Raw genomic sequence first — 24,258 nt, forward strand, 5'->3', positions numbered from 1 at the left:
ATAAGATTAATAAAAGGAAAATTTCAATATTTATAACCAAGAAATTTATTTCATATCAAAACCATATAATTAAAAAGGAAAAATTTAAATATTAAATAGAATTTTTACTGAGTTATTGTTTATTTTGGATATATTGTGTTGATTTTTTAATCGACCTATTGTTGATTTAGTGCCAATCTGGAGAGGTGTACAACATCAGAGAGAGGAGCGTTTTTAGCCCTTTTCACGGATTCCCACCATGAGAGAATTGATAATTGGAAGCGCTATAGTCGTATGTTTTAAAGCATATGACCACAAAGGTATCAATCTTGTTTTAAGAAAAAATCTTAAAATAGCTAAAACTATTCAGTAGGTCGCCAAAGATCCTATTCAATATATTCAGATTTTTTTTCCTATACATCTGCCATTTTAAAGGCCGCCTCTACAGCCTCGATCTCTCCAGATTGGCTCTCTCTTTATATCATATACATTCACAACCATGGAAGCAGAAAATTGCATTTTTTTTAGTTTTTTTCAACTTTTTTGTAAACTATGAAAGATGGTAAAGAAATGATATGATGTGGTATTACTTTTGAAGAGTATCGAAACTGATCCTGATGGCAATGTGAGAATGAAAAAGATACTGGACATTGTTTTCCCATGCAAACACATTTACTATTTACAGCAGACTTTAATGAAATTGTAAGTACTTTAACTTTATGCAAAACAAGAAGATTTGATCGGACTGCATACTCAGTCTTTCCTATGTGTCACAGACCAGCAGTACTAATAAAACTTACAGCTTCCTAACGTTTAAATGTTAAAAAAGGTTATTTGCAGATTGTTTTTTATACTTAGGAGATAAGGCATTATACAAGTCAAAAAATAAGTCATATACGGTCACAATATTAAAGCAACAACCACTTATGAGATTGGTGAGCATTGGCGAGATGTTAATACTTGAGGTTAGCGTATTTGATATATTGCAGCCTATAGTAGGAGATATCTTTGTTATCAATGAGCAAAAGTATAAGGTCCACTCATCACCACTTAAGGATAATTCAGAAATGCTGTGGAGAATAGAATGTATGAAAACAGATAACTCAAATGTTTAGTATAGAAGTTAGCAGTAATATCGCTAAATTAACTGATAAAATAAATGCAACTAAGCCATGGATAGAGTTAGCAATAGTTAGAGCACTAAATAAAACAGTGCTTTGGGTAAAAGCTCAAGCTAGTAGGGAAATAAGTACGAAATAAAATTAAAGCTAATTAGAAATAGGCTACAAAGCCAATAGAAACTCTTTAAAAGCATTAGTTATGGCAAGTCTTTATGGAATCAAAGCAGCAAAACTTGGGAGTATGAGACAGATAAAAACTGGGGCAAAAGTTGGAAAATATATGTTTCAAAGTGAATTTGTTGCCACTATGCCTAGAGGTTATACAAGTAGTTTTAAGCGTAAAGGTAAAACGGCACTACCAATACAAGATTACCACTAGAGCCAGAAGCATCAAAGATCATTAAGGGACTCGTGAGTAATGAAGTAGAGAAGGTATTCGAAAAGTATTTTGGGCATGAGCTTAATTTTATTTTGTAAAAGGTATAATGGACTGGATAAAATTTGTCAAAAATAAAATACCAGCACTGTGAACACTATCCAGTAGTACGTAAAAGCTCCAGCAGTATTTATTGAGCTTACAAGTTTGGAGCCAGGAAAAGATCCAGGAACTTGCCCTTAGAGCTAGGTTTGAAGCAAATTGATAGTAGTATACTTTTCTAGTTGTAAGATCACTGGCAGCTGAAGTTGCAAGAGTTGTAAATAAGAATACTTGGAATATGGAGAATATTTCACCCGCTGAATTTATATCAGCAGCAGGAGATGGGTTTAAACCGGAATTGGATGCTTATCTTGTTTGGTTAGTCGAATGGGTGCATGAGGCGCATGTGGGGCATTCAATCTGGGTAGATAGTGATATTGAATCACATTCCATAAGTATAGGAGGTATAAGTGCTGGAGCATAATTTTGCCATCTCGCAACTGCAGAGGAAACTAGCTAACATCATCCGTGTTGGAGTTGTAAAAGAAGTAGATTATTCACAAGCAAGAGTTGTGGTCAAAGTAGATGAGATTTTAACTGGATGGCTGCCGTGGATAACTTTCAGAGCTGGAGAAGAGAGGAGTTACCAAGTATTGATGAACAAGTTTTCACCCTCAGGAGAGTTATCTCTTGGTAGGTAGTATTTATCAGCAGAAATATCCAGCAGCGGAGAGTGATAAAATGATCAGTAGCTTAGCGTTTCAAGATGGAACAAAGCTGTCATATAACAAAGATAGTCATCATCTTGAAGTTTCTGTGGTGGATAAAATTACGCTATGCGTTCAAAACTAGCCAAGTTAAGAGATTAGACATACTGTAATAGCTATTGAAAAAAGGAGATAGAATATTTTAGAGAGAAGTAAGAAATTCGATAGAATTAGTTCTGCAAAAATAATTTAAACTTTTAAAGTAGGAGTAGTCTCATAAAATATTATATTGGGTTAGATGTCTCACTCAAAGAAACTTTTATAAGTATCGTTGATGAGAAAGGAAAAGTTGTTAAGGAAGAAGTTGTTGCAAGAAAAAGTAAAGCAATAGCAGAGAACTTGCTAAGTCAAGGCAAAAAATAAGAATCCATAGGGATAGAAAGTTGTCAATATCAATGTGTAAAGAGTTAAGGGATTTTGGATTACCAGTGATTTGTGTAGATGCAAGGGGTATAGCTCAAATGATGAGGGTTGGGTTGTACAGAGAAGTATAGCATATCCCACAATAATTTGAAGGATTCATAAGAAAGCAAAATCAACAGCATGACGAAAAGACTTGAACAGGGCCATGTTTTTGATAATAAACCAATGAGGTTCAATTTTATTAAAGTCAGGAGAATATGGTGGAAGATAAAGAACTTCAGTGCCTTAGCAAATTCACTAATTTTTTTAGATTTATGGAAATGTCAAAGTTTCTGCAAAATTGGTGTTAAAAATTGTTCAAACCAAGTGTTAAAAACCTCTGTATCACAATGGCCTTCGAAGGTCATAGATTTTCCCATTATTCAAAGCTGCAATCATACTTGACTCTTTTTTCCAGATTTTAAAGCATAAAATCTTTGCCCTTTCTGGCAATATCCATAAGTTCTGTATTATTGATGCCAGATTCATCTAAAAATACCAGACTTTTAGGTTGCTATAATTTCTTTAAATTTCATCTCTTTCTTTATATCCATAGGTCTTTTTTTGCGTGTAAATCCAATTTTCTTTAATGCTCTATGTATTGTGCGAAAATTAATATTACCCCAGATTTCCGATAGAACCTTCGCAAACTCAGCAACCATTTTATGATTCCAGTTCCAAGTTTTTTTGACTGATGTTTCCTTGCGTCTTTGCTGCCATTCATACAAAGTTCTATCTTAAACCTCTGACCAACCTACTTTCTCCTTCATCCAATTGCCTTTTTTCTTAAATGTACGGTCCTAAATCTTTATCTTATCTCATTCGGATCTTTAAAGGAATGGCTATAACTAGCGATAGCTTCTGCATTTTCTTTTTTTATGTTTGCTTCTATTAATTTACCTAAGTGCGGCATTGCTTTGATTTGTTCAAATGCTTGAAGGCATTCTTTAAGTTTAGATGTATTGTTTATTTTTCCCCTTACAGACTTAGGCTCTTTATTTACATCAGCACCGAAAATGAGGAATAGGAAAAAGCTCTCTAGAGATTCTTTTAATTCAAAAATATCTTTCAATATAAATTTGCTTAAAGGTGTATTATAATTATCCCGAGCGTTAACATCTATCCCCTTTTCTAAAAACAACTTTATTATTTTCTCGCTTTCAGATGAGGCAGCAATGTGCCACACTGTTACTGCATTTCCATCCGTCTTACGTAAAAGTGTTTCTGCTAACTCTTTGCCATATGTATCAGTAAGGAATACAGCTGCATTTTCTGGTGGAAGATAAGCATTAGGATTTACTCCCTCATTTAATAAAGATTCTACTTTCTTTATATCCTCACTTTTAATTGCACCTACTAGTTGTTCATCAAGTGACATATCCCCCCTTATAAGGATAATTTATGCTCTTTATAGCATAATATTTGTCAATTTGCACTGTGTTTAATTTTAGTTTTAAAAGTGATGGCATGAGAGGCTGTTTCACTATTACAATCACAATTTAGCATTACATTTCTAACCATATGAAAAACATTACCAAAGAATTAAAAGAACATTTATCTAGCTCAGTGCTAAGCATTGCAACATGTTGGAAATTAACACTAACTAATAATGAAGTTATGGGTTTTACTGACTATGATAAAGACTTAACAATAGATAATATAGTTTATCAATCACATACGGGTTTTACTGCAAGTGCTATTGTAAATAACTCTGATCTAGCAATCGATAACTTAGAAATAGAAGGAGTGCTAAGTAGCAGTAGTATAAAAGAAGAAGATATCTTAGCAGGAAAATATGACTTTGCGCGAATTGAGATATTTTTAGTTAATTATAATGATTTAAGCCAAGGAAGCCTAAGCATGCACTATGGTACTTTAGGAAGAATAATACTTAGCAACGGTAGGTTCGTAGCTCAAATTCATGGGCTATCAACTAAACTTACGCAAAATATAGGAAAGTTGTATTCAACCTTATGTAGAGCGGAGTTTTGTGATAATAAGTGCAAGTTAGACAGCAATGAATTCACTAAATCTGGTGCAGTAACATCAGTGGTAAATAATCATAATTTCCAAGATGAAAATTTAACAGAAGATGACAATTATTACAAATATGGAATAGTTAAATTTGCCAGTGGAGCAAATAGCGGCTTAACTTTTACCATTCGAGAATATCGGAAAGGAAGCGTTACTCTTTTTATGCAGGTGCCACATAAAATTATGGAAAAAGACCAATATTTCATCACTGCTGGCTGTGATAAGAAATTTCTTACGTGCAAAAATAAATTTAATAACGTAAAAAACTTTCGTGGCGAACCTCATGTACCAGGAAATGTTTTAGGAAATTATGTGTATAATCAATAAACAACTACTCATCAAGCTCACTTATTTTGAAAGCAAAATTAAGTTATTCAAAATTTTTCCAGTTAGGCATTATATCCTGACTTAACATTTCCTCGTATGATCCACGTTTTCTAATTATGGCAAATTGGTCACCGTTTACTAGCACTTCAGGAATAAGTAGCCTAGAGTTATAAGTTGAAGACATAGAAGCTCCATATGCACCTACATCGCATATAGCCAACATATCACCTGAGGTTACTTGCTGCATTTTGTATTTATAAGCAAAAACATCGTCAGACTCACATATAGGACCAACTACATCAACTTCCTCTTCTGGTAAGTCCTCGTTCTTTTTAACTGGAACTATTCGATGCTTGCTACCATATAGCGCTGGACGAATCAAATCGTTCATGCCTGCATCCACTACTACATGTTTTACAACATCATTGCTTTTTGTATATAGAACTTTAGTTACTAAAACCCCGGCATTACCAACAATAGCTCTACCTGGTTCACATATTATTTTATAATCTAAATTGCAAATATTTTCCCTCAGTAATCTAGTATATTCAGTAATACTTGGAATATTATCATCATTAGCGTATGTAATACCTAGCCCTCCACCTAAATCAATTCTTAAGATTTTATGCTCAAGTTTTTCAATTCTAGATATGATCACTTTAATCTTCTTAATTACGTCTAGAAATATGTTTAAATTAGAAATCTGAGAACCAATATGAACAGAGATACCGAGTAAATTGATATTAGAAAAATCTTTGGCAAAAATCTCATCAATATATTCTTCAGGTATACCAAATTTATTTGTTTTTAGCCCTGTAGTGATCTTATCATTGGTTTTAGCATCAATATTAGGATTAACCCTAATTGCAACCGAAGCTTTAATTCCCTTGCTAGATGCTACTTGATTTATTAGTTCTAACTCTTCTTTGGATTCAACGTTAATTTGATAAATATTATTTTCTAAAGCAAATTCTATTTCTTCTCTCGTTTTACCAATTCCGGAAAAGACTATTTTATCTACTGGAACTCCAGCAGCCATGGCGCGTCTTATCTCTCCACCAGAGACAACATCAGCTCCACCACCCATACTAGCAATAGCTTTAATAATTGCGATATTAGGATTTGCTTTAACTGCATAGCAGATCATGCTATCTGGAATATTATCTGCAAACTCTCTATAATTTTTACAGATAGCATCAAATGAATAGCAGTAAAAAGGTGTTCCAACTTCTACAGCTATATCTAGTAAGCTTACATCTTCAATACGTAATAAATCATATTTATAATTAATGCTCATGTTTAAATGAATTCAAATAAAATAATTAAAGTAGGCTACTAACTTCGCATACTTCATCCGTTATATCAGATATAAGAGTTTGTTCAAATTCGTTTTTAGTATATAGAACAATATCATCAATGATACTGTAACAACAAAAAAAGGCAGTAGCAGAGACCATACCAAAACCTATTGCTTCTAATATTTGACTACCACTTGTACTGAAGAAGCCAATACCAATTAATATAGTAGCAGTTATTATAGGAGCACTGCATCGCAACTAACTTACTATCATAACTGTAGGTGTGTTTATAGTCATAAGGAAAAAACAATAAGTAACCTGTAACGCCAATAATAAATTTATTTTGATTACTGAATGATCCAAATAAAGCTAGCCCTACCAGTACAGCTACTGTTGGTGTCATAACACTTCTACTTCCACCAACAAATTCACTATATTTCCCCATATTTATTCTGAATTATATTTAAGTTACTTGATGTTAGGCTAGTTCTATCATATAAGCAACATCTTATATTCATAAAATGCATGATGATAGGTCTAACAATTAACTAAAAAATTATAGGTAATTTACATTTTACAAAATATTATTATAGATATAGCATAATCCAAATTATTGAATGGGGAAATAGTAAACATGTTAAACATAGGAATAAAAAGATATAGCTTGTTTTTATGTCTAGAAGATAAAAAAAATGGGAAAAAATCTTTTCACAAGATCGATATTTACCCTATAATTGGCGGGTTATTAGTTTTTGTTATTATACCATTTGCAATTATAATTATGATAATTGCATCATTTGATAAAGTAACTGCTGTAATGACAACAAGTGCAGCTATTCTGGGCATCTATACCGTATTTATAGCTCTTCTTCTTAGATTTACATGTTATTACCTATCGTGTAGTATAAAATGTTGTACAAAATCAAAAAGCGCACCTGTACAGGTAGATAATTCTATAGAAGATAAAGATGTATTAGAGGAATTGATACGTCATGATACAAGGAGTTCAGAAAAATCTGTACAAACAAATATGACCATGCAAAAATTTGTAACAGAAAGTGTTACAATAGAAGATATAAGAGATTATGATATTCCTCGAGGAGTATGGGCTATACGAGATTTGGCATCAGAAGAGATAGAAATGTATAATTCTGTACGAGCATCAATAAATGATCTAAACTCTATAGCATCAGAAAATGGCAAGCATAGAAAATCAAAAAGCGTTGTTAGCACAGATACTGGTATAACAGGTTTTACAAGCCTGTCTTCCGAAGATTTATTAGAACGAATTGGCCCTAGCGCTTCTAAATCAATGGTTTTGGAAAATACAGTGTTAGAAGGTCATAACATAAACGTCTCAGCAGATGTTGTAGTGCATTCCCCCTTTAACTCATATCAAAAATCATTTGATACAGACTCACTTGAGAGTCAGGTAACTAAATAGCAGTTATATAGATTTCATAACCTCTACAATAAAAACATGCAGTTGAGGTTGTAGCGCAAAATATCGTTATGAATGTTAAATTATAGATATAGAAGTAATTTGCATAATTTACAAAGTTATGGCTGTCTTATTACGATACAGCGTTTATTTCCAGATAAATCATATGCATATGAGACAAAAATTAAACCATAAAAAGGTATGATTTTTTTGATATTGTTCTGTGATTCTCCTATCTCTAGTATAGCAAAACCTCCTTTCTTTAGGCTCCTTTTTAAAACAGGGAAGATGCTGAGATAGCATTTTAAACCATTGCTGCCGCCATCAAGAGCAATACTCGGTTCATTTTGCACTTCAGGTTGTAGTTTTTTTAACATACTTTTTTTTATGTATGGAGGATTGCTGATTATTAAATCAAATAAACCATTGCTATTTTTCCAAGAACCAAGAACAATTTTTACCCTACCTAGTAAATTATGTCTTTTAACATTATTTAGCGCTACTCTGTGGGAGTTGACATTTCTTTCAAATCCAATACCGATAGAATACTTATATTCATGCAATATGGATATTAGAAGACAACCTGTACCTGTACCAAAATCAACAATCCTTAGTCTTTTGTTTTTATTTCTATAATACCTAAGCACTGCCAGAATAATTGTTTCACTGTCTGGTCTTGGATCTAGTACATGCTGATTTACTAAAAAATCTAGACCCCAAAATTCCCGTTTGCCTATTATTTGTGCTACAGGATATCTCTTGCATCTTCTACTGATGAGCTCTAGAAATAACTTTTCATGTTCTTCTTCAACTTCATAGTCATAATTAGCGATAACAAAGGATCTCTCTAAACCTAACACATGACTAATTAGTATTTCACTATCAAGTCTAGGAGTGTAAATGCCGCAAAGTGAGAGATTGTTTATACTCTTTTTGAGTAAAGCACCTATAGTTTTCATAAAATATATTCAAACTTTTTTATAAATCTTTAAATACTTTGGAACAATGCTTTCTATTGGTGTTGCTCTTATTTTAGCTTTTTCTAAATCATGCGATTGCTCAAGACTATTACTATTACACAAGAACTTTATTTGATCTCTAGTTATTAAAGGTTCAATATTTCCTGTAATGGGTTTAAGCAAGGCAGAAATGACTTTAAACTCACAAATGAACGCAATAAACTTAGCAATTGGCAAGGGTATATTAATTAGCAAACATTTCCTGTTTGTAATAGTTATAATAAATTTCAAAAGGTTTTTTATAGAATACACCTTAGGACCACCAATGTGGTACAATTTCTGATCATGAATCTTAAGTTTTATCACATAGCACACAAACTTGGCTAGATCATCTACATAGACAGGTTGAAGCTTCATTTTGCCATTGTTAATTAGCGGTAGAAAAGGCAGTATAGAAGCTAATTTTGCAAACTTATTGAAAAAATTATCTTCCTCTCCAAATACTAAATTAGGTCTAATTATTATTGCTTCTGGAAAGGCAGAGGTTACAGCTTCTTCACCAAGAAGCTTGCTTTGAGTGTACTTAGAAGAACAATTACCTTCCGCTTCCATGGCAGAAAAATGTATCATAAGTGATATGTTATTTGCTTTTGCTACTCTTGCGATTTTCTCTGCAATGTCCACATGCACTGTATAAAACTTCTGTGTTTTTGACTCATTTAAGATTCCTATTAAGTTTATAACAATATCACATCCCTTTATGTGCTTTGATATAACTAACTCATCTAAGATATAATCACCAACCACCACTATTTGTCCAGGATGGCCACATAATTTAAGCTTCTGTGCCTTTTGTTGGTTCCTATTGAATATCTTTATCGCATATCCTAAATCTGCTAGGTGCTTTACTATGTATTTTCCTAAGAAACCACTACCACCAAATATTATGACTTGCTTTATCATATCAGCTTAACACACTAAGTAATTATAAATTACATGCAATATGAGTACAACATGAGCTTTAATAAGACGTTAAAGTTGCAATTTTAATTGACATATTTAAAGTTTTTTAAATTTCTATTACGTATTTACTCATATTTTAACTTTTTCTTTAATCCAATCAAATAACTTATCAATTCCATTATCTTGCACATCACTTTTGTTACTTTCAGAAATTAACGATACCATACCTATTGCAGCAGAGAATGCTGGGCTATCACTAATTCCATCTATAGAGAAAGGCATAGCAATGCGAATTGGTCTATTCAATATATAATTTGCAGCTTCTGCTATATTTGATAATTGGCTACTGCCACCAGTAATAACTACTTTTCTTATTAGGTTATTTTTCTTGCCAAGCTTATCATCTAAAATCTCTAATATCTCTTCCAATCTTGATTTTATTATCGTTGTAATTTCTGACTTGGCTATTTGCATGCTTGGATTTCCATCATCTAAAATGTCAATATCATTAGATGAGATTGCCTTGTCACTGAGCAACTTAATGCGCTCAGCTTCATTTATGCTCACGCATAGACCATAGGCAATGTCTCGAGTTATATGAATACCACCTATTGGTATAAAATCAGCATGAACAAACTTTCCCTTTTCAAAAAAACCAATGGAAGTATATCCTCCGCCAATATCGATAATTGCTGCTCCTAATTCTTTCTCTTCTCTATTAAGGCATGATAACCCTGACGCGTATGATGATGCAGTATAGCCTGCAATTTTTACTCCACAATTTACAAGACAATTTTCGATGTTAAGTAAAGCAGGACGAGATGCTGTCACAACATGCATGTCAGCACGCAATTTGCCCCCATATAACCCATGTAATTCATTTATGTTATGCATATCATCAAGGCTGTATCTAATTGGTATGTTGTGAATGACAACATCATCTTCGTCATACTTTTCATAGGTTTGGGATACGATATTTGCTATATCTGCACCGGAAATTTTATGACGATCTGAAATGATTTCATTAGTTAGCTCAAAAGATGAAATGTTACATCCTGATATATTAACATATGCTTGATCTACAATTTCTATCTTGGATGCTTGCTTTGCCATTGTAATAGCAGAAAGTATGGAACGGCTTGCATGTTTAATATTTGTAATAACCCCACCATTTATACCTTCCGCGGCATTATATCCAACACCAACTACTTTTTTACTACCATTAGTTTTTACTATCAAGCATACAACTTTTGTTGTACCGATATCTAAAGCAGCAAAAACTTTCGACTTCATATCTCCACTTTTCATTGGATATAAATTATTAAAATAATTTACATTCTACATATCCATTATAATCCAGCAAGGCTTTTAAATTTTTTGTGTCACTAACAAAAATTTCATTTTAATTTCTGAGGCAAAGTATTATTCTATATTGGAAGAATATGGAAATAGATGTGTTTGAAGAAACATTGCTCAATATATTGGTATGTCCTCTCACGAGAACTCCCTTGCGATATGATGCAAATAGTAACGAACTAATTAGCGATGAGGCAGGGCTAGCCTTTCCAATTCGTGATGGCATACCCATTATGCTCGTAGATGAAGCACGTAAGATTTAGATGCTTTTCAAAGTCATATAAACAAGCAATGGATCTTAAAATCTCTTTGCTGTATCCTTTCTAAAGAAGATTAGAATTCTTTTGAAACTCTACTTCTGCGAACAATTGTGTCGTTACTCCGGTGCTCGAATCCTCATCAATACACTCCGGTTCTCCGCTCCGTATGCTCCTACCACTTGCCTTCCATAAGCGAGTTTCGAAAGAAGTCTATTGATGATATTTATAAGGAAATAGGATATAGTACTTCCCAAAGTAAATGATAAAGGTATAATAAGCAATTTTAGAAGAGGGAAAATGGCATACAGTGTAGATTTAAGAGATTATCTTTAGTTAAAAAAGGGAAATCAAAGGCTGAAGTTGTGGAGCTTTTAGAAATAGGAATTGTACAGATGGCTAAAAAAGAAAGCTGTTGGTTAAAACCAGCAAAAAATGGTAATTTCATCCGAAAAATAAATCCTAAAATGCTTGAGTTAAAAAGCATCCAGCTAGTAGAGATGAAACAAAACCTCGGATTCGGAATAAACTCAATCTGGTATAGCAGCTGAAAATTACGTTAAAAAGTCACACTGTATCGAGAGCGAAATCATGAGGATAGACAGAATTTTATCGAGAAGATCGCTAAATTAGACCAGTCATATATATAGATGAAGCTGGAATTGATAATAGATTATATAGAGAGTATGGGCGGGCGCCAAGAGGTGAGAAGATACATGCACTGGTAAAAGACGAGAACATAATAGGTGGCTGGATTGGAAGGAAATTTATTGCACCAATGACTTTTACTGGAGGGTGTGATAAAGAAGTATTTAATACATGGTTAGAACACTACCGAAGCTGCCTGTTAATACAACTGTAGTTATGGATAATGCAATAAAATTGCTAAAACAAAAGAATTAATTGAAAAGGCAATTTACTCCATCTTCCTCCATATTTGAATCCAATTGAGCATTGCTCGCATACTATTAAAAGCTGGCTCAGATCTAAAATACAGCAACATGACAACTTTCTTCTTCTTGTTGGTAACACTATTATTGAAGTTTATCATTTATTTTAGTATATACTATAGTAAACTGTAGTAGAAGAGTAAAGTGTTAAACAATCATTGGTATAGATGGCAGGATGTTCTGTACACTATTATTTGCCAAGTTTAGTATAGTACCAATTTTATTACTGAAACTACCTACATATTCATCAGCAGTAGTACAGGCATAATCTATATTCTCTTTATTTAAAGCGGATGATTTACTGTACAAAGCCTTTGATGTGCTATCTAAAATATAAGAAGCGCTACACATAGTATGTGAAACACCACGTAAAACATATGAAACACCACGCATAGTATAAGTTACACCGTCCATACCATACTTTAAGCCAAGGATAGCTTGGTCAGTTATGTTTTGCTCATAACCTTTCTCACCCTTATCTAAGCAAGAAGATGCACAGGATGATATACTTGTGGCAAAATCAGTGGCATATGATATTCCATACGGTACATATGAAGCAAAATAAGTTGCATATGAGGCAGCAAATGAAAGGTACGAAACACCACTCATACTATACTTTAAACCAAGAACTCCTTTATTAATTACATTATATGTAAAACTTTTTGCTTCTTGAGGTTGTTCTTCTATCATTTTGCATCCTTGACTACTCCTCATTCCTTCTTCAACAGATGTAGTTTCATTATTTAACATATATCACTCTTAAAATAATAATATAATTATTAATTAATTTAACATTAGTGTCAACTTAAATATTTATGAGCTTAAATATCTTTTTTCATTTCCTTTACAGCGATAGACAATTCACGTAAATTTCTCTCTTCTACCTTAGATGGTGCACCCATAAGCAAATCCTCTCCTTTTTGATTCATAGGGAAACAGATAATTTCTCGAATATTGGGTTCATCAGCAAGTAGCATAACTATCCTATCAATTCCAGGAGCTATACCACCATGCGGTGGCACACCAAATTTAAACGCACGTACAAGTGCACTAAATTTACTATCTACATCTTCTTTGCTATAACCTGCAATGGCAAAAGCTTTATACATTATCTCTAAGCTACTATTGCGAATTGCACCACTTGAAAGCTCAACACCATTACAGACAATATCATACTGATAAGCAATTATGTTTAAAGGGTCTTTTTTTTCTAAATCTGATAAACTTCCTTGAGGCATAGAAAAAGGATTATGAAAAAAGTCTATTTTCTTTTCTTTTTCATCATAGGTAAAATATGGAAAATCTATAACCCAGCAAAATTTAAACACATCCTGCTCAATTAGATTGAGCTCCTCACCAAGAAGCTCACGCATTCCTCCAGCAATTTTTGCAGCTTTTTCCTCTTTATCTGAAGCAAAGAAAACGCTATCCCCTGGCTTTATTAAATTCCTAATTTGCTCAAGTCTATCTTCATCAAGGAATTTTGCTATAGGTCCCTTTGCAGAAAATTCATCAAAAATAATATATCCTAAACCTTGAGCACCAAGTTCTTTGGTAGCATACTCTATTTTACTATCAAAAAAACTGCGTGGATAACTTGCAGTACCTGGAGCTGGAATTGCCCTTACTACCATACCTGAGTCAATATTTCTTTTGAAAATATTAAAATCTGAATTACGAAAAACTTCAGTGACATCAGTAATTAACAGTGGATTACGCAAGTCTGGTTTGTCAGAACCATATTTTAGCATCGCTTCTCTATATGTTATGCGTTTGAACTCTCTATCAACTTTTTTATTGGAGAATTGAGAAAACACACTATATAAAACAGGTTCAATAACATTGAATACATCTTCTTGAGAAACAAAAGACATCTCAAGATCAAGTTGATAAAATTCTCCAGGGGAGCGATCGCTACGAGCATCTTCATCACGAAAACAAGGTGCAATTTGAAAGTATTTATCGAAGCCAGAAACCATTAGGATTTGTTTAAACTGCTGGGGTGCTTGTGGCAATGCGTAAAACTTTCCAGGGTGCAGTCTGCTAGGTACTAAATAGTCACGTGCACCTTCAGGTGATGAGGCTGTAAGTATTGGAGTTTGAATTTCAATAAATCCACTCTCAGTCATAAGCTTTCTGAGTTCTGCAATAACTTGTGACCGCAAAATTATATTTTTGCGAACTTTCTCTCGTCTTAAATCTAAGAATCTATATTTAAAGCGAATGTCTTCAGGATAGTCTTGCTCCCCAGAAATGTTCATAGGCAATGAATCTGCTTCTGAAAGTATAGTTATGCTTTCAACTATAACTTCTATGCTACCTGTATCTAACGAGGCGTTGATAGTATCTTCCGTTCTTAGTTTTACCTTGCCTTTGACAGTAATAACACTTTCTAATTTTAGATTTTCAATATTTTCAAGTTCGTTAAAAACCAGCTGTGTGACCCCATAAAAATCACCTAGATCAACAAAAATAATTCCACCATGATCACGCTTGCGGTACACCCATCCTGATAAAGTAACAACATTTTCCACATGACTTTCTCTTAATTCTCCGCAAGTGTGAGTCCTATATTGCATGAAATAATCCTAAAACTATAATGTATACATATAAAATGAATATACATGAAATAAAAATTATGTCTTACGCACCTTTACCGAATCGTGGTGTTATTCTACTGCAAGGCCCAGATGTTAGAGATTTCTTACAAGGTATTATCACCAATGATATAACAAAACTACAAGATAAACAGGCTATTTACTCTCTACTGCTCAGCTCACAAGGTAGATACCTTTATGATTTTTTTCTTGTTCAAAAAGGTAAAAATATTTTGCTAGAATGTGAAAAGGAATATTTGTTAGAAATAATCGAAAAGCTCAATTTGCTTAAAACGTACTTAAAAGTAAAAATTCGGGATATAAGTGAAAAATATAAGGTGGGAGTGATGTTAGATAATAGTAAAGAAGTTGAAAACGCTATTACCTTTGCTGACCCGCGTCATAAACTGCTTGGAGTTAGAATCATATCACTTGTTGAAAATGAAATAGAAAATATAGAAGTGGGAAATTTTGAAAAATATGAACAAGTTCGTATACAAAATTTAGTCGCAAGTGGTGCACAAGATATGATACAAAATAAGTCATTTCCTCTGCAGTTTATGATAGATAAGATAAGTGGTATTGACTTTAACAAAGGTTGTTATATAGGACAGGAAGTTGTAGCAAGAATGCATAGAATGCCTCTTAAGAAAAAAATATATTTAGTAGCCAGCAAGCATAAGCTACCAACTGCTGGTACAAAAGTAACAAATGATAAGCAGCAAGAGATAGGTGAGCTATGCTCTAGCATAAACAATATAGGAATAGCGCTACTTAATGTAGAAGATGTAAGTAATACAAATATACTATTTATTGATGGTATAGAAATAAAAATTCAAAATTAATGGCAAACTTTTAATGTGTGTGTTTCACTCTGGAAGGTATCAAAGCCCAATTAATACAAGACTTAAAGTGATAGAAGGGGTATTTTTCCTTAAAGTTCAATTTTAAAACTTAGAGAACGTTCAACAAACCATGTCAAACAAGAAAAATATTAATATAAAACATGGAATGAACGAAAAAACATCGAATAAAACCAGTGGATTAGTAGACTATAAAGAGTTAGAAAACAACATATTATCGTCCATCCGAGAATGGCAAAGTCTGATCAATAGAAGCAAGTTTAGAAAGAAAATAAATGAGAATGGAATCGTAGAAAAGTTCAAAATACAGATACAGACTCATTTGAAGATAGAGACTTGAGCCACAAAAAAAAGACAAATTAATTTACACCCTGAACTTGAAATGTTTGCAAAGTTATAAATATCGAAACGACCATAAGCAGCAGCAATATTACCGATAAATTATTACCAACGAATGGCGTAACTGCAATCTGTATATCCAATAGTATTCATATGTTTTTTAAAGTCAAAGAGGATGCGTAAGTAAATGTATGTATAACATACTAGGTATAGATCAAAATGGCAGAAAAGAAGTATTGGGCTTTTATCTGGCTGATAGTGAGTTCTGGCTTAGTGTATTAAATGATCTCAAAGTGTGGAATCGTTGCCTGTGTAGATGGACTAAAAAGCTTTCCATAAACAACGTATTTCCCAACGCAGAAGTGCAATTGTGTATAATGCATCAGATAAACTAAAATATGTATCCAGCAAAATGAATGATTTGAAGAAAAGCTTCAAATAGAGAAATCGCTAAAAATTTGAGCTGGAAGAAAAATGGGAATGTAGTGGCAAAATAATTGGGAAACTGGCTATTTTAAGTACTCAGATCCTGTTAGGCGGATAGTTTACACTACCAATCCCATAGAGGGACTGCACAGGCAAATCAGGAAAAAACCAATTTACCAGTACAAATGCCTTGTACAAGCAATTATACTGTGCTATAAAAAAGATAGAGCAAAATTGGACTATACCAAATTGGGCTTTAACCATCTCTCAACTTGATATTTTCTTTCCTAATAGATTAAAAATTCAGTTGAGTTTTTGACACAGTTTGTTGAATACTCCCGAAAAACATTAAATCAGGATTCTGATAGTATATTTAAATTCTTCTGTCAGTTAATTCGTCACTGTCAGATTAAGTGATGTCTAGTACACTTTTGGTGAGTTTACCTTACATCCTTCATAATCAGCGTCATTACATATAAGCAATAATGCTACATCACTTTGTTTTTGCTCTATTGCATACAACAACATTTCTTTTAAAATATTTTGTTCTTCTTCTATTAACAATTCTACAGTAAATTTTTTTACCATATATTTTTTTACTTCTTTCTAGTTTTTACAACTTGGTTTCTCCAAAGGAATCAGATGCAGAGTAATGTAAATTTAATTTTTATGTAGTTAGGTGCTCGCCTTGAGCTTTAGTATTAGATCTATTTTATAGATATTTACAGGTGAAATAGCAGTAGGAAGACTATCAGAGAAACATGTGTTACAAATTACGTAGATATTGTAACTTACATATTCTATGCCGCCCACTATCCAACAGTATATCAAAAACAAGAATCCGAACAATTAAAAAAAAGATATTGGATCTATGGGCAATTTGCTGTCACTGTTGGTAATGTAAATTCTTCAGATGTACAGAAGTATATTGAAAGTTTCATAATAAACATCTCTGAGTTTTAAAACTTGCTTTATAAACGTTACCACCTGCTTTAGCTTGTTGTTATTGATAATCTTATGGATAATAATTCACTTTTCTTTGATTAATCACCGGTTAGAATATAGTCAGCATTTAATTTTAAAAAAATGAAACTAGGTTTATCCACTGGCGATATAAGGAAGTTATTTTTGGATTTTTTTGCAAAGAACCACCATACAATACTTCCATCTTCATCGCTTGTACCACAAAATGATGCAACACTTATGTTTACAAACTCAGGAATGGTGCAATTTAAACAGATTTTTACCGGTAAAGAAAGTAGTAGTCTCAAAACTGTAGCAACTAGTCAAAAATGTTTAAGAGCTGGTGGTAAACATAATGATCTAGAAAATGTTGGCTATACAAACCGGCATCATACGTTTTTTGAAATGCTTGGTAACTTCAGCTTTGGTGATTACTTTAAGGAGCACGCTATAGAGCTAGCTTGGAAGTTTATAACACAAGAGTTACAGCTAGATAAAAATAGAATATATGTAACAGTCTATCATAACGATGATGAAGCATACGAACTTTGGCGGAAAATTAGTGGTTTTTCCGATGATAAAATTATAAGAATTGCAACCGCTGACAATTTTTGGAGTATGGGTAACACTGGGCCATGCGGGCCATGCTCGGAGATTTTTTATGATTACGGTGAAGAAATAGAAGGTGGGCTGCCAGGTAGCAAAGATGCAGATGGCGAAAGGTTCGTTGAAATTTGGAATTTAGTATTTATGCAGTATGACAAAGATGAAAAAGGTGATTTACATAAACTGCCAAAACAATGCATTGACACTGGTATGGGTTTAGAGCGCATAGCTTCAGTGATGAAAGGTGTGTGTGATAATTATGAAACTGATATTTTTCTAGCTTTGATTAATAGATCGCAGAAAAAATCTGGAGATAGAGTAAATAAATTAGCACATAGGATTGTTGCTGATCACGTGCGTGCCGCAGCGTTTTTAATAGCAGAAGGTGTAACTCCTGCTAACGAAGGAGCTAGTTATGTTTTACGTAGAATAATAAGAAGAGCTGCACGTTACATTCATCAAATGGGCTGTAATGAACCGCTGCTGCACCAGATTTTTCCCGTACTGATAGATAGTAGTAGCAGCGCATATATGGCAGATAGCTACCCAGAGCTAATAAGAGCAAAAGAGTTAATAGAAATGACTTTAAAATCAGAAGAGGAGAATTTCCATGAAACCTTGCTCAGGGGAGTAAATCTTCTTGAGAAAGCCGCAGCTGGTTTAAGTGAGGGTGATGTTGTATCTGGAGAGGTTGTGTTTAAACTTTATGACACGTATGGTTTCCCACTAGATATCACTTTAGATATTTTAAAAGAGAAAAAACTGAAACTCGATCAAGAAGGCTTTGATGCTGCAATGCAACAGCAAAAAGCAAAAAGCCATTGGACTGGCGATAAAGAATCAATAAGCAAGGTGTGGTTTAATATTGCTCATCTTCATGGCAGAACAGAATTTATCGGTTATAAGTTAAGTCAAATAAGTGATGCAAAAGTTTTATGCATTGTCTCAAAAGAAGAAAAAATCATTGATTGTGCAAATGAAGGTGAGGAAATAAGTATTATTTTAAATAAAACTCCTTTTTATGCAGAATCGGGTGGACAGCAAGGTGATACAGGAGAGCTTGAGGTTATTTTAGGAGAAGAAAACAAATTGGGATCTCAAAGTGGCGTAGTGAAGGTGCTGGATACTCAAAAGATGTTAAATAGTATCTACGTTCACAGATGTGTAGTTAAAACTGGCATGATCGCTGCTGGAGATATAGTAAAAGCTAAGATTGATGAGGAAAGAAGATCTAACTTGAAAGCAAATCATTCAGCAACTCACCTGTTGCATCAGGTGCTGAAGGAAGTTTTAGGAGGTCATGTTGCGCAGAAAGGATCTTTAGTTGCACAAGATAAACTGCGTTTTGACTTTAGCCATAACAGCCCGCTCAGTGAAGAGGAGATATTTGTAATTGAGAATAAAGTAAACTCTATAATTAGAGATAATTACCCCGTTGCAACTAAAATCCAAAACACAGACGAAGCAATAAGAGAAGGGGCTACAGCGCTATTTGGTGAGAAATATGAAGATGAAGTAAGAGTTGTAACTATTGGTGGCTCAAAAGAGTTATGTGGTGGAACTCATGTCGAATATAGTGGAGAGATAGGGTTTTTTAAAATCATTTCTGAAAGTGCAGTAGCTTTTGGTATCCGTAGAATTGAAGCTGTGACGAAAAAAGCAGCAATTGACTATGTGCATAGTAAAGAGATTATTCTGCAAAAAACTGCGGATCTGCTTAAAGTACCGGTGGGTAGTATAGCTGAAAGCATACAAAATCTGCAGAAAGAAAATAAGGAGCTAAAACAAAAGATAGAAAATCTCTATCTAAAGCTTTTAAAGTCAGAAAATATAAAAGTAAGCAGTATTGGCAGCGTAAATTTTCTCAGTCACGTTTTTACTGATATTCCTACAAACGTTGTAAGAAAATTTGTTATAGAGCAGCAAAAATATCACAAAACTAACACTATAATTACAATTGCCGCTGTAGAGGGGAAAAAAGCAGTTTTAATTGTCAGCGTAAGTGATAACTTAACTGAAAGAATAAGCGCGGCTGAGCTAATAAAAGTTATAAATAGTAATGGTGGTGGCAGCAAAACGTTAGCACAAGTTGGTTGCAGTAGTGATGAGGCTGCTACTTTAGAAATTGAAAATAAACTGAGGAGTATTTTTTAATCAATAAATATTGTACTATTATTAACTCATATTATAAATAAATTAACTATCTCTATGTATAATCTAGTATATTATATTTATCAATGGAGATGGTATGGAAGGTAATAGTGGGAATAAAAAAGATGGATATGAGTCTGGGTATGAATCAGATTTAGCAAATCAAGTGGGAATTGAAGAAGCTGCTAAAAACCTAATGAGTAGGTCAAGTGAATTATCACCAGAAGGTAGAAATATTATTGGAGATTTTGCAGCAGATGTATTTGGTGATACTGGCATATATCAAACGCCGTCAAATCAGCCTATATATGATGTTCCACGAAATAGAAACAGCAGTATGAGTAGAGATGACACACCACCTCCACCGCCATCATCACAACCGCCACTAACACTAAATAGTGAAGGCGAGTATATGTACATGAGAAGAAGGCATAGCAGTGATAGTGGTATATCTTCAGAAACAGGAAGTGATTTTCAACAGCATTTTAATAGTGGATTAGAAATATTAAATTCAAATAGTGCAAACAAAAATAAAATATCAGATGCTGTGGATCGAGCTGCAGAAACAGTATTCAGCCCAGAAGGACAAAAGAAATTAAAGAGTAAGATTGAAAATGACCCATCATTTGTCAAAGAACAATTAACAAAATTCAACAAACTCAGTAATAAAGATAAATCACTGTTTGGATTAGGTACGTTTGGCATAGCAATAGGTGCACCTCTTGCAATTGTAGCCTTGCCAATATTAGCAACAGTTGCTGCCGTGGCAGGGTTTGCCATCGCTATTATCGGTGGGCTTAAACTTGCTACTCCAAGTAAAGCAGAGTTTAAAAAAACTGGGCAGGGAATTATGCATAGTGCTAAAAATGCTGCAGATGTATTTCCAGGTAAGACAAACTTAGAGAAATTGTGGAAATCAACTCATAAACCTGGTGTCACATCTGAAAACCCAAACTTAGAGGAGTTTTTAACAAAATATTGTTTTCCAGATCAAGAACCAGGTAAGAAAGCTGAGGTTAAATTTGATCCCGATAAGATAGCAGCATTAAAGTATGCAGCAAAAGAAGTAGGTTTAGATTTAGATCGAATGGTAGAAAAAGGCAATAGTACATTTAAAAGCGATTATATCAATAAGGATGGAATTGATACACAATTTATTACAACTATTGATAAAATTGCAACTGCAGTGATGGCTAAAGATCATCTAATTGAAGGCAAGTTTGAAGCTAAATTAGCTGAAGTAAAACAAGCAAAAGAAGAAAAGGCAGCAGAGAAAAAGGGTTCTTTTGCAAGCAAGTTTTCATTTTCTAAGCAAAGTTCATCATACACAGAAAATGTAGAAACAGGAAGGAAAGAAAGCAACAACGGTTTAAGTAAAGGCTAAAATCCTACTTTTTCTCTTATATCTAACTTTATTTACATTTCTGGTGTTTTGCTATAATATGGCCTCATGAATAAGAAAGCGTTATTGAAATTAGAAAATGGTAAAGAGGTAGAGCTAGCTATACTTGAGGGTAAGTGTGGCCCAAGTGCGCTGGATATAAAAGACTTATATAAAAACACTGGGCTGTTTACTTATGATCCGGGGTTTGTTTCAACTGCAGCATGCTCTTCTTCCATTACTTTCATTGATGGTGAGGAAGGAAAGCTTTTGCATCGTGGATATGAAATTTCTCAGCTCATAGAGCATGATTTTTTGTCAGTAGTATATCTACTACTTTATGGAAAGCTTGCTACTGAAGAGCAATATAAAAGTTTTGCATCACAAATTCAGGTGCTATCTAGGCAAGTGCCAAAGGAAATAAAGCATATAATACAGGCTTTTCCTATAAGCTCTCATCCTATGCCTATTTTGATGGCCTGTTTCTCAGGCCTAGCTGCCTCTTATCATGCACAACATGGAAATAACATTGAAGATTTAAGTTTTGGTATAGCAGCAATAGCACAGGTGCCGATTATCATTGCAATGATTTATAACCACATCTCTGAGCAGGAATTTGCTGAAGTCAGTGATGAGCTTAGCTACGGCAGGAACTTCCTTAAGATGATCTCTGCAAGGAGTGATGCTACTTCAGTAGAGGCTTTAGATAAAATATTTATCTTGCATGCAGACCACGAGCAAAATGCCTCAACAGCAGCTGTTAGGCTTTCTGGATCTACAAATGCTAATTTATTTGCATGCATTGCAGCTGGTATTACAGCTCTATGGGGATCAGCACATGGTGGGGCAAATGAAGCAGTAATTGGCATGCTTGAGGAGATTAAACACCCAGGCAATATAGGACAATTTATCGAAAAAGTAAAAGATGGCGAATTTAAACTCATGGGATTTGGACATCGCGTTTATAAAAACTATGATCCACGTGCTAGTGAGCTAAAAAAGGTTTGCACTAAAGTATTAAACGATCTTGGTACTCATGATAATCATTTGTTTGAAGTTGCCATGGAGTTAGAAAAAATAGCATTAAGTGATGAGTATTTTATAGAGAGAAAATTATATCCAAATGTTGATTTCTATTCCGGCATAATACTTAGAGCAATGGGAATACCAACGAACATGTTTACACCGATTTTTGCATTGGCAAGAACAGCAGGTTGGGTTGCTCAGTGGTATGAAATGAAAAATAGCAAAGAAAACAAAATATGGAGGCCACGTCAGCTCTATATAGGAAATTAAAAATTTGAAATAGATTTGCTAATAGGATTAAAAATTGACGTAAAATGTACTAGACAGAACATAATCTAAAAATGAGAATTAGAAGAATTTAAATAATTTAAACTACTATCAGTATCTTTTTTTTATGCTACTAATATTTTTCTAAAAAGCAATATATCAAGAAAAGTTTGCATTGGCGTTTTATCATAGCAATATTTGTCTGATTGTGTCGTTGTAAGAACACAACCAACATCAATCTGCATGTCTTCCAAAGAACTATATTTCTAAAGATGATTTGCATGGTTTTATGAAACATATGCCATTAATCTGTGGAATTTGGTTCTAGACTCTGTGAACAAAATTTGTTGGGGTAGAAAAAAGCGGTAGTTTACTGTAATTAGCCAAAAGAAAACTACCATATATAAAAGAAAATAATTGGAAGCAAATTTTTGCATTCTTGAGAAGCATAAAGGGAATCCACAGCAAAAGTGAGGAAAAGTTAAGAATAGACCCCTTTCAAAATTCATATAGAAAGTTCCCAATTATAAATTCCCGCTATTAAATTGAATCAAAACGTTTGGGAGTATTCAACAAACTGTGTCAAAAACTCAACTGAATTTTTAATCTATTAGGAAAGAAAACATCAAAAAGCCAAATTTGGTATAGTCCAATTTTGCTCTATCTTTTTTATAGCACAGAAGGCATTTGTACTGGTAAATTGGTTTTTTCCTGATTTGGTCGGTGTAACCCCTCAATTGGATTGGTAGTATAAACTATCCGCCTAATCGGATCTGAATACTTTAAATAGCCAGTTTCTCAATTATTTTGCCATGATTTCACTACCATGGGAATTCCCACTTTTCTTCCAGCTCAAATTTTTAGCGATTTCCCTATTTGAAGCTTTTCTTCAAATCATTCATCAATAACAACCAGCTAGAGCTGGTGGTAACGCTTATAAAGCAGATTAAAAATTCAGAAATGTTAAATGTTTATTATGAACTTTCAATATATTTCTGTACGTCTGTAGAATTTACATTACCAACAGTAACAGCAAATTGCCCAAAGGTGCTGGCCCCAATATCTTTTTCTTAAGTGTTCAAATTCTTGGTTTGATATATTGTACTAACTTGGATAGTGGGCGGCATAGAATATGTAAGTTACAATATCTACGTAATTTGTAGCACATGTTTCTCTGATAATCTCTCTACTGCTATTTCACCTGTAAATATCTGTATTTAGTACAATTTAAATCAAACGTACTGTGAGAGCTGTGTTTGTAATCCATACTAAAATAGTCCAATACTAAAGCTGAAGGCGAGCACCTAATTACATAAAGAGTTAAGTTTTTTAAAGAGCTTATCATACTATGATAAGCTCTTTAACAT

At 33.5% G+C, this 24,258-nt stretch carries 20 protein-coding genes and 5 pseudogenes; 14 read left to right on the forward strand and 11 right to left on the reverse strand.

The annotated features are described in order from the left end of the window. Positions 1 to 558: 558 nt before the first annotated feature. The 6 genes and pseudogenes from AACL09_RS05830 to AACL09_RS05855 all read left to right on the forward strand — a co-directional run. Positions 559 to 789: pseudogene (locus AACL09_RS05830) on the forward strand (major capsid protein); the annotation flags it as partial. A 95-nt stretch (positions 790 to 884) separates the two neighbouring features. Further along, positions 885 to 1,094, forward strand: coding sequence for a hypothetical protein (locus tag AACL09_RS05835; protein WP_339049045.1), 210 nt, complete (start codon positions 885 to 887; stop codon positions 1,092 to 1,094). Beyond that, positions 1,087 to 1,239: a hypothetical protein gene (locus tag AACL09_RS05840; RefSeq protein WP_339047700.1), complete on the forward strand. Its 153-nt coding sequence runs from the start codon at positions 1,087 to 1,089 to the stop codon at positions 1,237 to 1,239. Before AACL09_RS05835 ends, AACL09_RS05840 begins: the two co-directional genes overlap by 8 nt. A gap of 60 nt (positions 1,240 to 1,299) precedes the next feature. Continuing rightward, positions 1,300 to 1,479, forward strand: coding sequence for a hypothetical protein (locus tag AACL09_RS05845; RefSeq protein WP_339047701.1), 180 nt, complete (start codon positions 1,300 to 1,302; stop codon positions 1,477 to 1,479). A gap of 140 nt (positions 1,480 to 1,619) precedes the next feature. Beyond that, positions 1,620 to 2,002, forward strand: a pseudogene (locus AACL09_RS05850) (hypothetical protein); the annotation flags it as partial. Next, positions 1,989 to 2,355, forward strand: a pseudogene (locus tag AACL09_RS05855) (phage baseplate assembly protein V); the annotation flags it as partial. The pseudogenes AACL09_RS05850 and AACL09_RS05855, both read left to right, overlap by 14 nt. Before the next feature lie 449 nt (positions 2,356 to 2,804). Here the strand turns inward: AACL09_RS05855 and AACL09_RS05860 are convergent. Together AACL09_RS05860 and AACL09_RS05865 are read right to left on the reverse strand one after the other, a co-directional pair. Next, positions 2,805 to 3,418, reverse strand: a pseudogene (locus AACL09_RS05860) (transposase); the annotation flags it as partial. Positions 3,419 to 3,495: 77 nt separating this feature from the next. Continuing rightward, positions 3,496 to 4,065 carry an ankyrin repeat domain-containing protein gene (locus AACL09_RS05865; protein WP_339047703.1) on the reverse strand — a complete coding sequence of 190 codons (570 nt, stop codon included), beginning with the start codon at positions 4,063 to 4,065 and terminating at the stop codon, positions 3,496 to 3,498. Between the two features lie 143 nt (positions 4,066 to 4,208). Here AACL09_RS05865 and AACL09_RS05870 point away from each other — a divergent pair, with 143 nt between their 5' ends. Beyond that, positions 4,209 to 5,048, forward strand: coding sequence for a DUF2163 domain-containing protein (locus AACL09_RS05870; RefSeq protein ID WP_339047705.1), 840 nt, complete (start codon positions 4,209 to 4,211; stop codon positions 5,046 to 5,048). A gap of 43 nt (positions 5,049 to 5,091) precedes the next feature. Here AACL09_RS05870 and lysA read toward each other — a convergent pair whose 3' ends face one another. Beyond that, positions 5,092 to 6,345: a diaminopimelate decarboxylase gene (lysA, locus tag AACL09_RS05875; protein WP_339047707.1), complete on the reverse strand. Its 1,254-nt coding sequence runs from the start codon at positions 6,343 to 6,345 to the stop codon at positions 5,092 to 5,094. Positions 6,346 to 6,533: 188 nt separating this feature from the next. Beyond that, positions 6,534 to 6,791, reverse strand: coding sequence for a hypothetical protein (locus AACL09_RS05880; RefSeq protein ID WP_339047709.1), 258 nt, complete (start codon positions 6,789 to 6,791; stop codon positions 6,534 to 6,536). Positions 6,792 to 6,980: 189 nt separating this feature from the next. On the opposite strand from AACL09_RS05880, the gene AACL09_RS05885 reads away from it, so the two are divergent. Further along, positions 6,981 to 7,790: a hypothetical protein gene (locus AACL09_RS05885; RefSeq protein WP_339047711.1), complete on the forward strand. Its 810-nt coding sequence runs from the start codon at positions 6,981 to 6,983 to the stop codon at positions 7,788 to 7,790. Positions 7,791 to 7,906: 116 nt separating this feature from the next. Here AACL09_RS05885 and prmC read toward each other — a convergent pair whose 3' ends face one another. The 3 genes from prmC to ftsA all read right to left on the reverse strand — a co-directional run bounded on the left by prmC (position 7,907) and on the right by ftsA (position 11,002). After that, positions 7,907 to 8,746, reverse strand: coding sequence for a peptide chain release factor N(5)-glutamine methyltransferase (prmC, locus tag AACL09_RS05890; RefSeq protein WP_339047713.1), 840 nt, complete (start codon positions 8,744 to 8,746; stop codon positions 7,907 to 7,909). 9 nt (positions 8,747 to 8,755) lie between these two features. Beyond that, positions 8,756 to 9,709 (reverse strand): complex I NDUFA9 subunit family protein, encoded by a 954-nt coding sequence (locus AACL09_RS05895; RefSeq protein WP_339047715.1) that lies wholly within the window; start codon positions 9,707 to 9,709, stop codon positions 8,756 to 8,758. Between the two features lie 129 nt (positions 9,710 to 9,838). Then, positions 9,839 to 11,002 (reverse strand): cell division protein FtsA, encoded by a 1,164-nt coding sequence (gene ftsA / locus AACL09_RS05900; protein WP_339047717.1) that lies wholly within the window; start codon positions 11,000 to 11,002, stop codon positions 9,839 to 9,841. A 161-nt stretch (positions 11,003 to 11,163) separates the two neighbouring features. Here ftsA and AACL09_RS05905 point away from each other — a divergent pair, with 161 nt between their 5' ends. Further along, positions 11,164 to 11,328, forward strand: coding sequence for a Trm112 family protein (locus tag AACL09_RS05905; protein WP_339047719.1), 165 nt, complete (start codon positions 11,164 to 11,166; stop codon positions 11,326 to 11,328). Between the two features lie 1,091 nt (positions 11,329 to 12,419). Here AACL09_RS05905 and AACL09_RS05910 read toward each other — a convergent pair. Next, entirely contained in the window at positions 12,420 to 13,022 is a 603-nt protein-coding gene (locus AACL09_RS05910; protein ID WP_339047721.1) for a hypothetical protein, read from the reverse strand. A gap of 71 nt (positions 13,023 to 13,093) precedes the next feature. After that, positions 13,094 to 14,851 (reverse strand): aspartate--tRNA ligase, encoded by a 1,758-nt coding sequence (aspS, locus tag AACL09_RS05915; RefSeq protein ID WP_339047723.1) that lies wholly within the window; start codon positions 14,849 to 14,851, stop codon positions 13,094 to 13,096. A 35-nt stretch (positions 14,852 to 14,886) separates the two neighbouring features. On the opposite strand from aspS, the gene AACL09_RS05920 reads away from it, so the two are divergent. After that, entirely contained in the window at positions 14,887 to 15,714 is an 828-nt protein-coding gene (locus AACL09_RS05920; RefSeq protein WP_339047727.1) for a folate-binding protein, read from the forward strand. Positions 15,715 to 16,262: 548 nt separating this feature from the next. Next, positions 16,263 to 16,466, forward strand: a complete 204-nt coding sequence (locus tag AACL09_RS06565) for a transposase (RefSeq protein ID WP_410519794.1) — start codon at positions 16,263 to 16,265, stop codon at positions 16,464 to 16,466. Between the two features lie 451 nt (positions 16,467 to 16,917). Here the strand turns inward: AACL09_RS06565 and AACL09_RS05930 are convergent, their stop codons facing one another. Continuing rightward, on the reverse strand, positions 16,918 to 17,085 hold the full coding sequence (locus AACL09_RS05930) for a hypothetical protein (protein WP_339047212.1): 168 nt from the start codon (positions 17,083 to 17,085) through the stop codon (positions 16,918 to 16,920). A 498-nt stretch (positions 17,086 to 17,583) separates the two neighbouring features. Here AACL09_RS05930 and alaS point away from each other — a divergent pair, with 498 nt between their 5' ends. The 3 genes from alaS to AACL09_RS05945 all read left to right on the forward strand — a co-directional run bounded on the left by alaS (position 17,584) and on the right by AACL09_RS05945 (position 22,894). Beyond that, a complete protein-coding gene (gene alaS, locus AACL09_RS05935; protein ID WP_339047729.1) occupies positions 17,584 to 20,220 on the forward strand; it encodes an alanine--tRNA ligase in 2,637 nt (878 codons plus the stop codon). Between the two features lie 94 nt (positions 20,221 to 20,314). After that, entirely contained in the window at positions 20,315 to 21,601 is a 1,287-nt protein-coding gene (locus tag AACL09_RS05940) for a hypothetical protein (protein WP_339047731.1), read from the forward strand. 66 nt (positions 21,602 to 21,667) lie between these two features. Then, positions 21,668 to 22,894, forward strand: coding sequence for a citrate synthase (locus AACL09_RS05945; protein WP_339047733.1), 1,227 nt, complete (start codon positions 21,668 to 21,670; stop codon positions 22,892 to 22,894). 579 nt (positions 22,895 to 23,473) lie between these two features. Here AACL09_RS05945 and AACL09_RS05950 read toward each other — a convergent pair. After that, positions 23,474 to 23,722: pseudogene (locus AACL09_RS05950) on the reverse strand (IS256 family transposase); the annotation flags it as partial. Positions 23,723 to 24,258 lie beyond the last annotated feature (536 nt).

Origin of the sequence: Candidatus Mesenet endosymbiont of Phosphuga atrata, assembly GCF_964020175.1 — a bacterium.
Classification (GTDB): domain Bacteria; phylum Pseudomonadota; class Alphaproteobacteria; order Rickettsiales; family Anaplasmataceae; genus Mesenet.

Bases quoted from the DNA above. Each gene is read 5' to 3' on its own strand.
- AACL09_RS05840 (WP_339047700.1), top strand. From the start codon at position 1,087: ATGTTTAGTATAGAAGTTAGCAGTAATATCGCTAAATTAACTGATAAA.
- AACL09_RS05845 (WP_339047701.1), top strand. From the start codon at position 1,300: ATGGCAAGTCTTTATGGAATCAAAGCAGCAAAACTTGGGAGTATGAGA.
- AACL09_RS05865 (WP_339047703.1), bottom strand. From the start codon at position 4,065: ATGTCACTTGATGAACAACTAGTAGGTGCAATTAAAAGTGAGGATATA.
- AACL09_RS05870 (WP_339047705.1), top strand. From the start codon at position 4,209: ATGAAAAACATTACCAAAGAATTAAAAGAACATTTATCTAGCTCAGTG.
- lysA (WP_339047707.1), bottom strand. From the start codon at position 6,345: ATGAGCATTAATTATAAATATGATTTATTACGTATTGAAGATGTAAGC.
- AACL09_RS05880 (WP_339047709.1), bottom strand. From the start codon at position 6,791: ATGGGGAAATATAGTGAATTTGTTGGTGGAAGTAGAAGTGTTATGACA.
- AACL09_RS05885 (WP_339047711.1), top strand. From the start codon at position 6,981: ATGTTAAACATAGGAATAAAAAGATATAGCTTGTTTTTATGTCTAGAA.
- prmC (WP_339047713.1), bottom strand. From the start codon at position 8,746: ATGAAAACTATAGGTGCTTTACTCAAAAAGAGTATAAACAATCTCTCA.
- AACL09_RS05895 (WP_339047715.1), bottom strand. From the start codon at position 9,709: ATGATAAAGCAAGTCATAATATTTGGTGGTAGTGGTTTCTTAGGAAAA.
- ftsA (WP_339047717.1), bottom strand. From the start codon at position 11,002: ATGAAGTCGAAAGTTTTTGCTGCTTTAGATATCGGTACAACAAAAGTT.
- AACL09_RS05910 (WP_339047721.1), bottom strand. From the start codon at position 13,022: ATGTTAAATAATGAAACTACATCTGTTGAAGAAGGAATGAGGAGTAGT.
- aspS (WP_339047723.1), bottom strand. From the start codon at position 14,851: ATGCAATATAGGACTCACACTTGCGGAGAATTAAGAGAAAGTCATGTG.
- AACL09_RS05920 (WP_339047727.1), top strand. From the start codon at position 14,887: ATGAATATACATGAAATAAAAATTATGTCTTACGCACCTTTACCGAAT.
- AACL09_RS06565 (WP_410519794.1), top strand. From the start codon at position 16,263: ATGTATAACATACTAGGTATAGATCAAAATGGCAGAAAAGAAGTATTG.
- AACL09_RS05930 (WP_339047212.1), bottom strand. From the start codon at position 17,085: ATGGTAAAAAAATTTACTGTAGAATTGTTAATAGAAGAAGAACAAAAT.
- alaS (WP_339047729.1), top strand. From the start codon at position 17,584: ATGAAACTAGGTTTATCCACTGGCGATATAAGGAAGTTATTTTTGGAT.
- AACL09_RS05940 (WP_339047731.1), top strand. From the start codon at position 20,315: ATGGAAGGTAATAGTGGGAATAAAAAAGATGGATATGAGTCTGGGTAT.
- AACL09_RS05945 (WP_339047733.1), top strand. From the start codon at position 21,668: ATGAATAAGAAAGCGTTATTGAAATTAGAAAATGGTAAAGAGGTAGAG.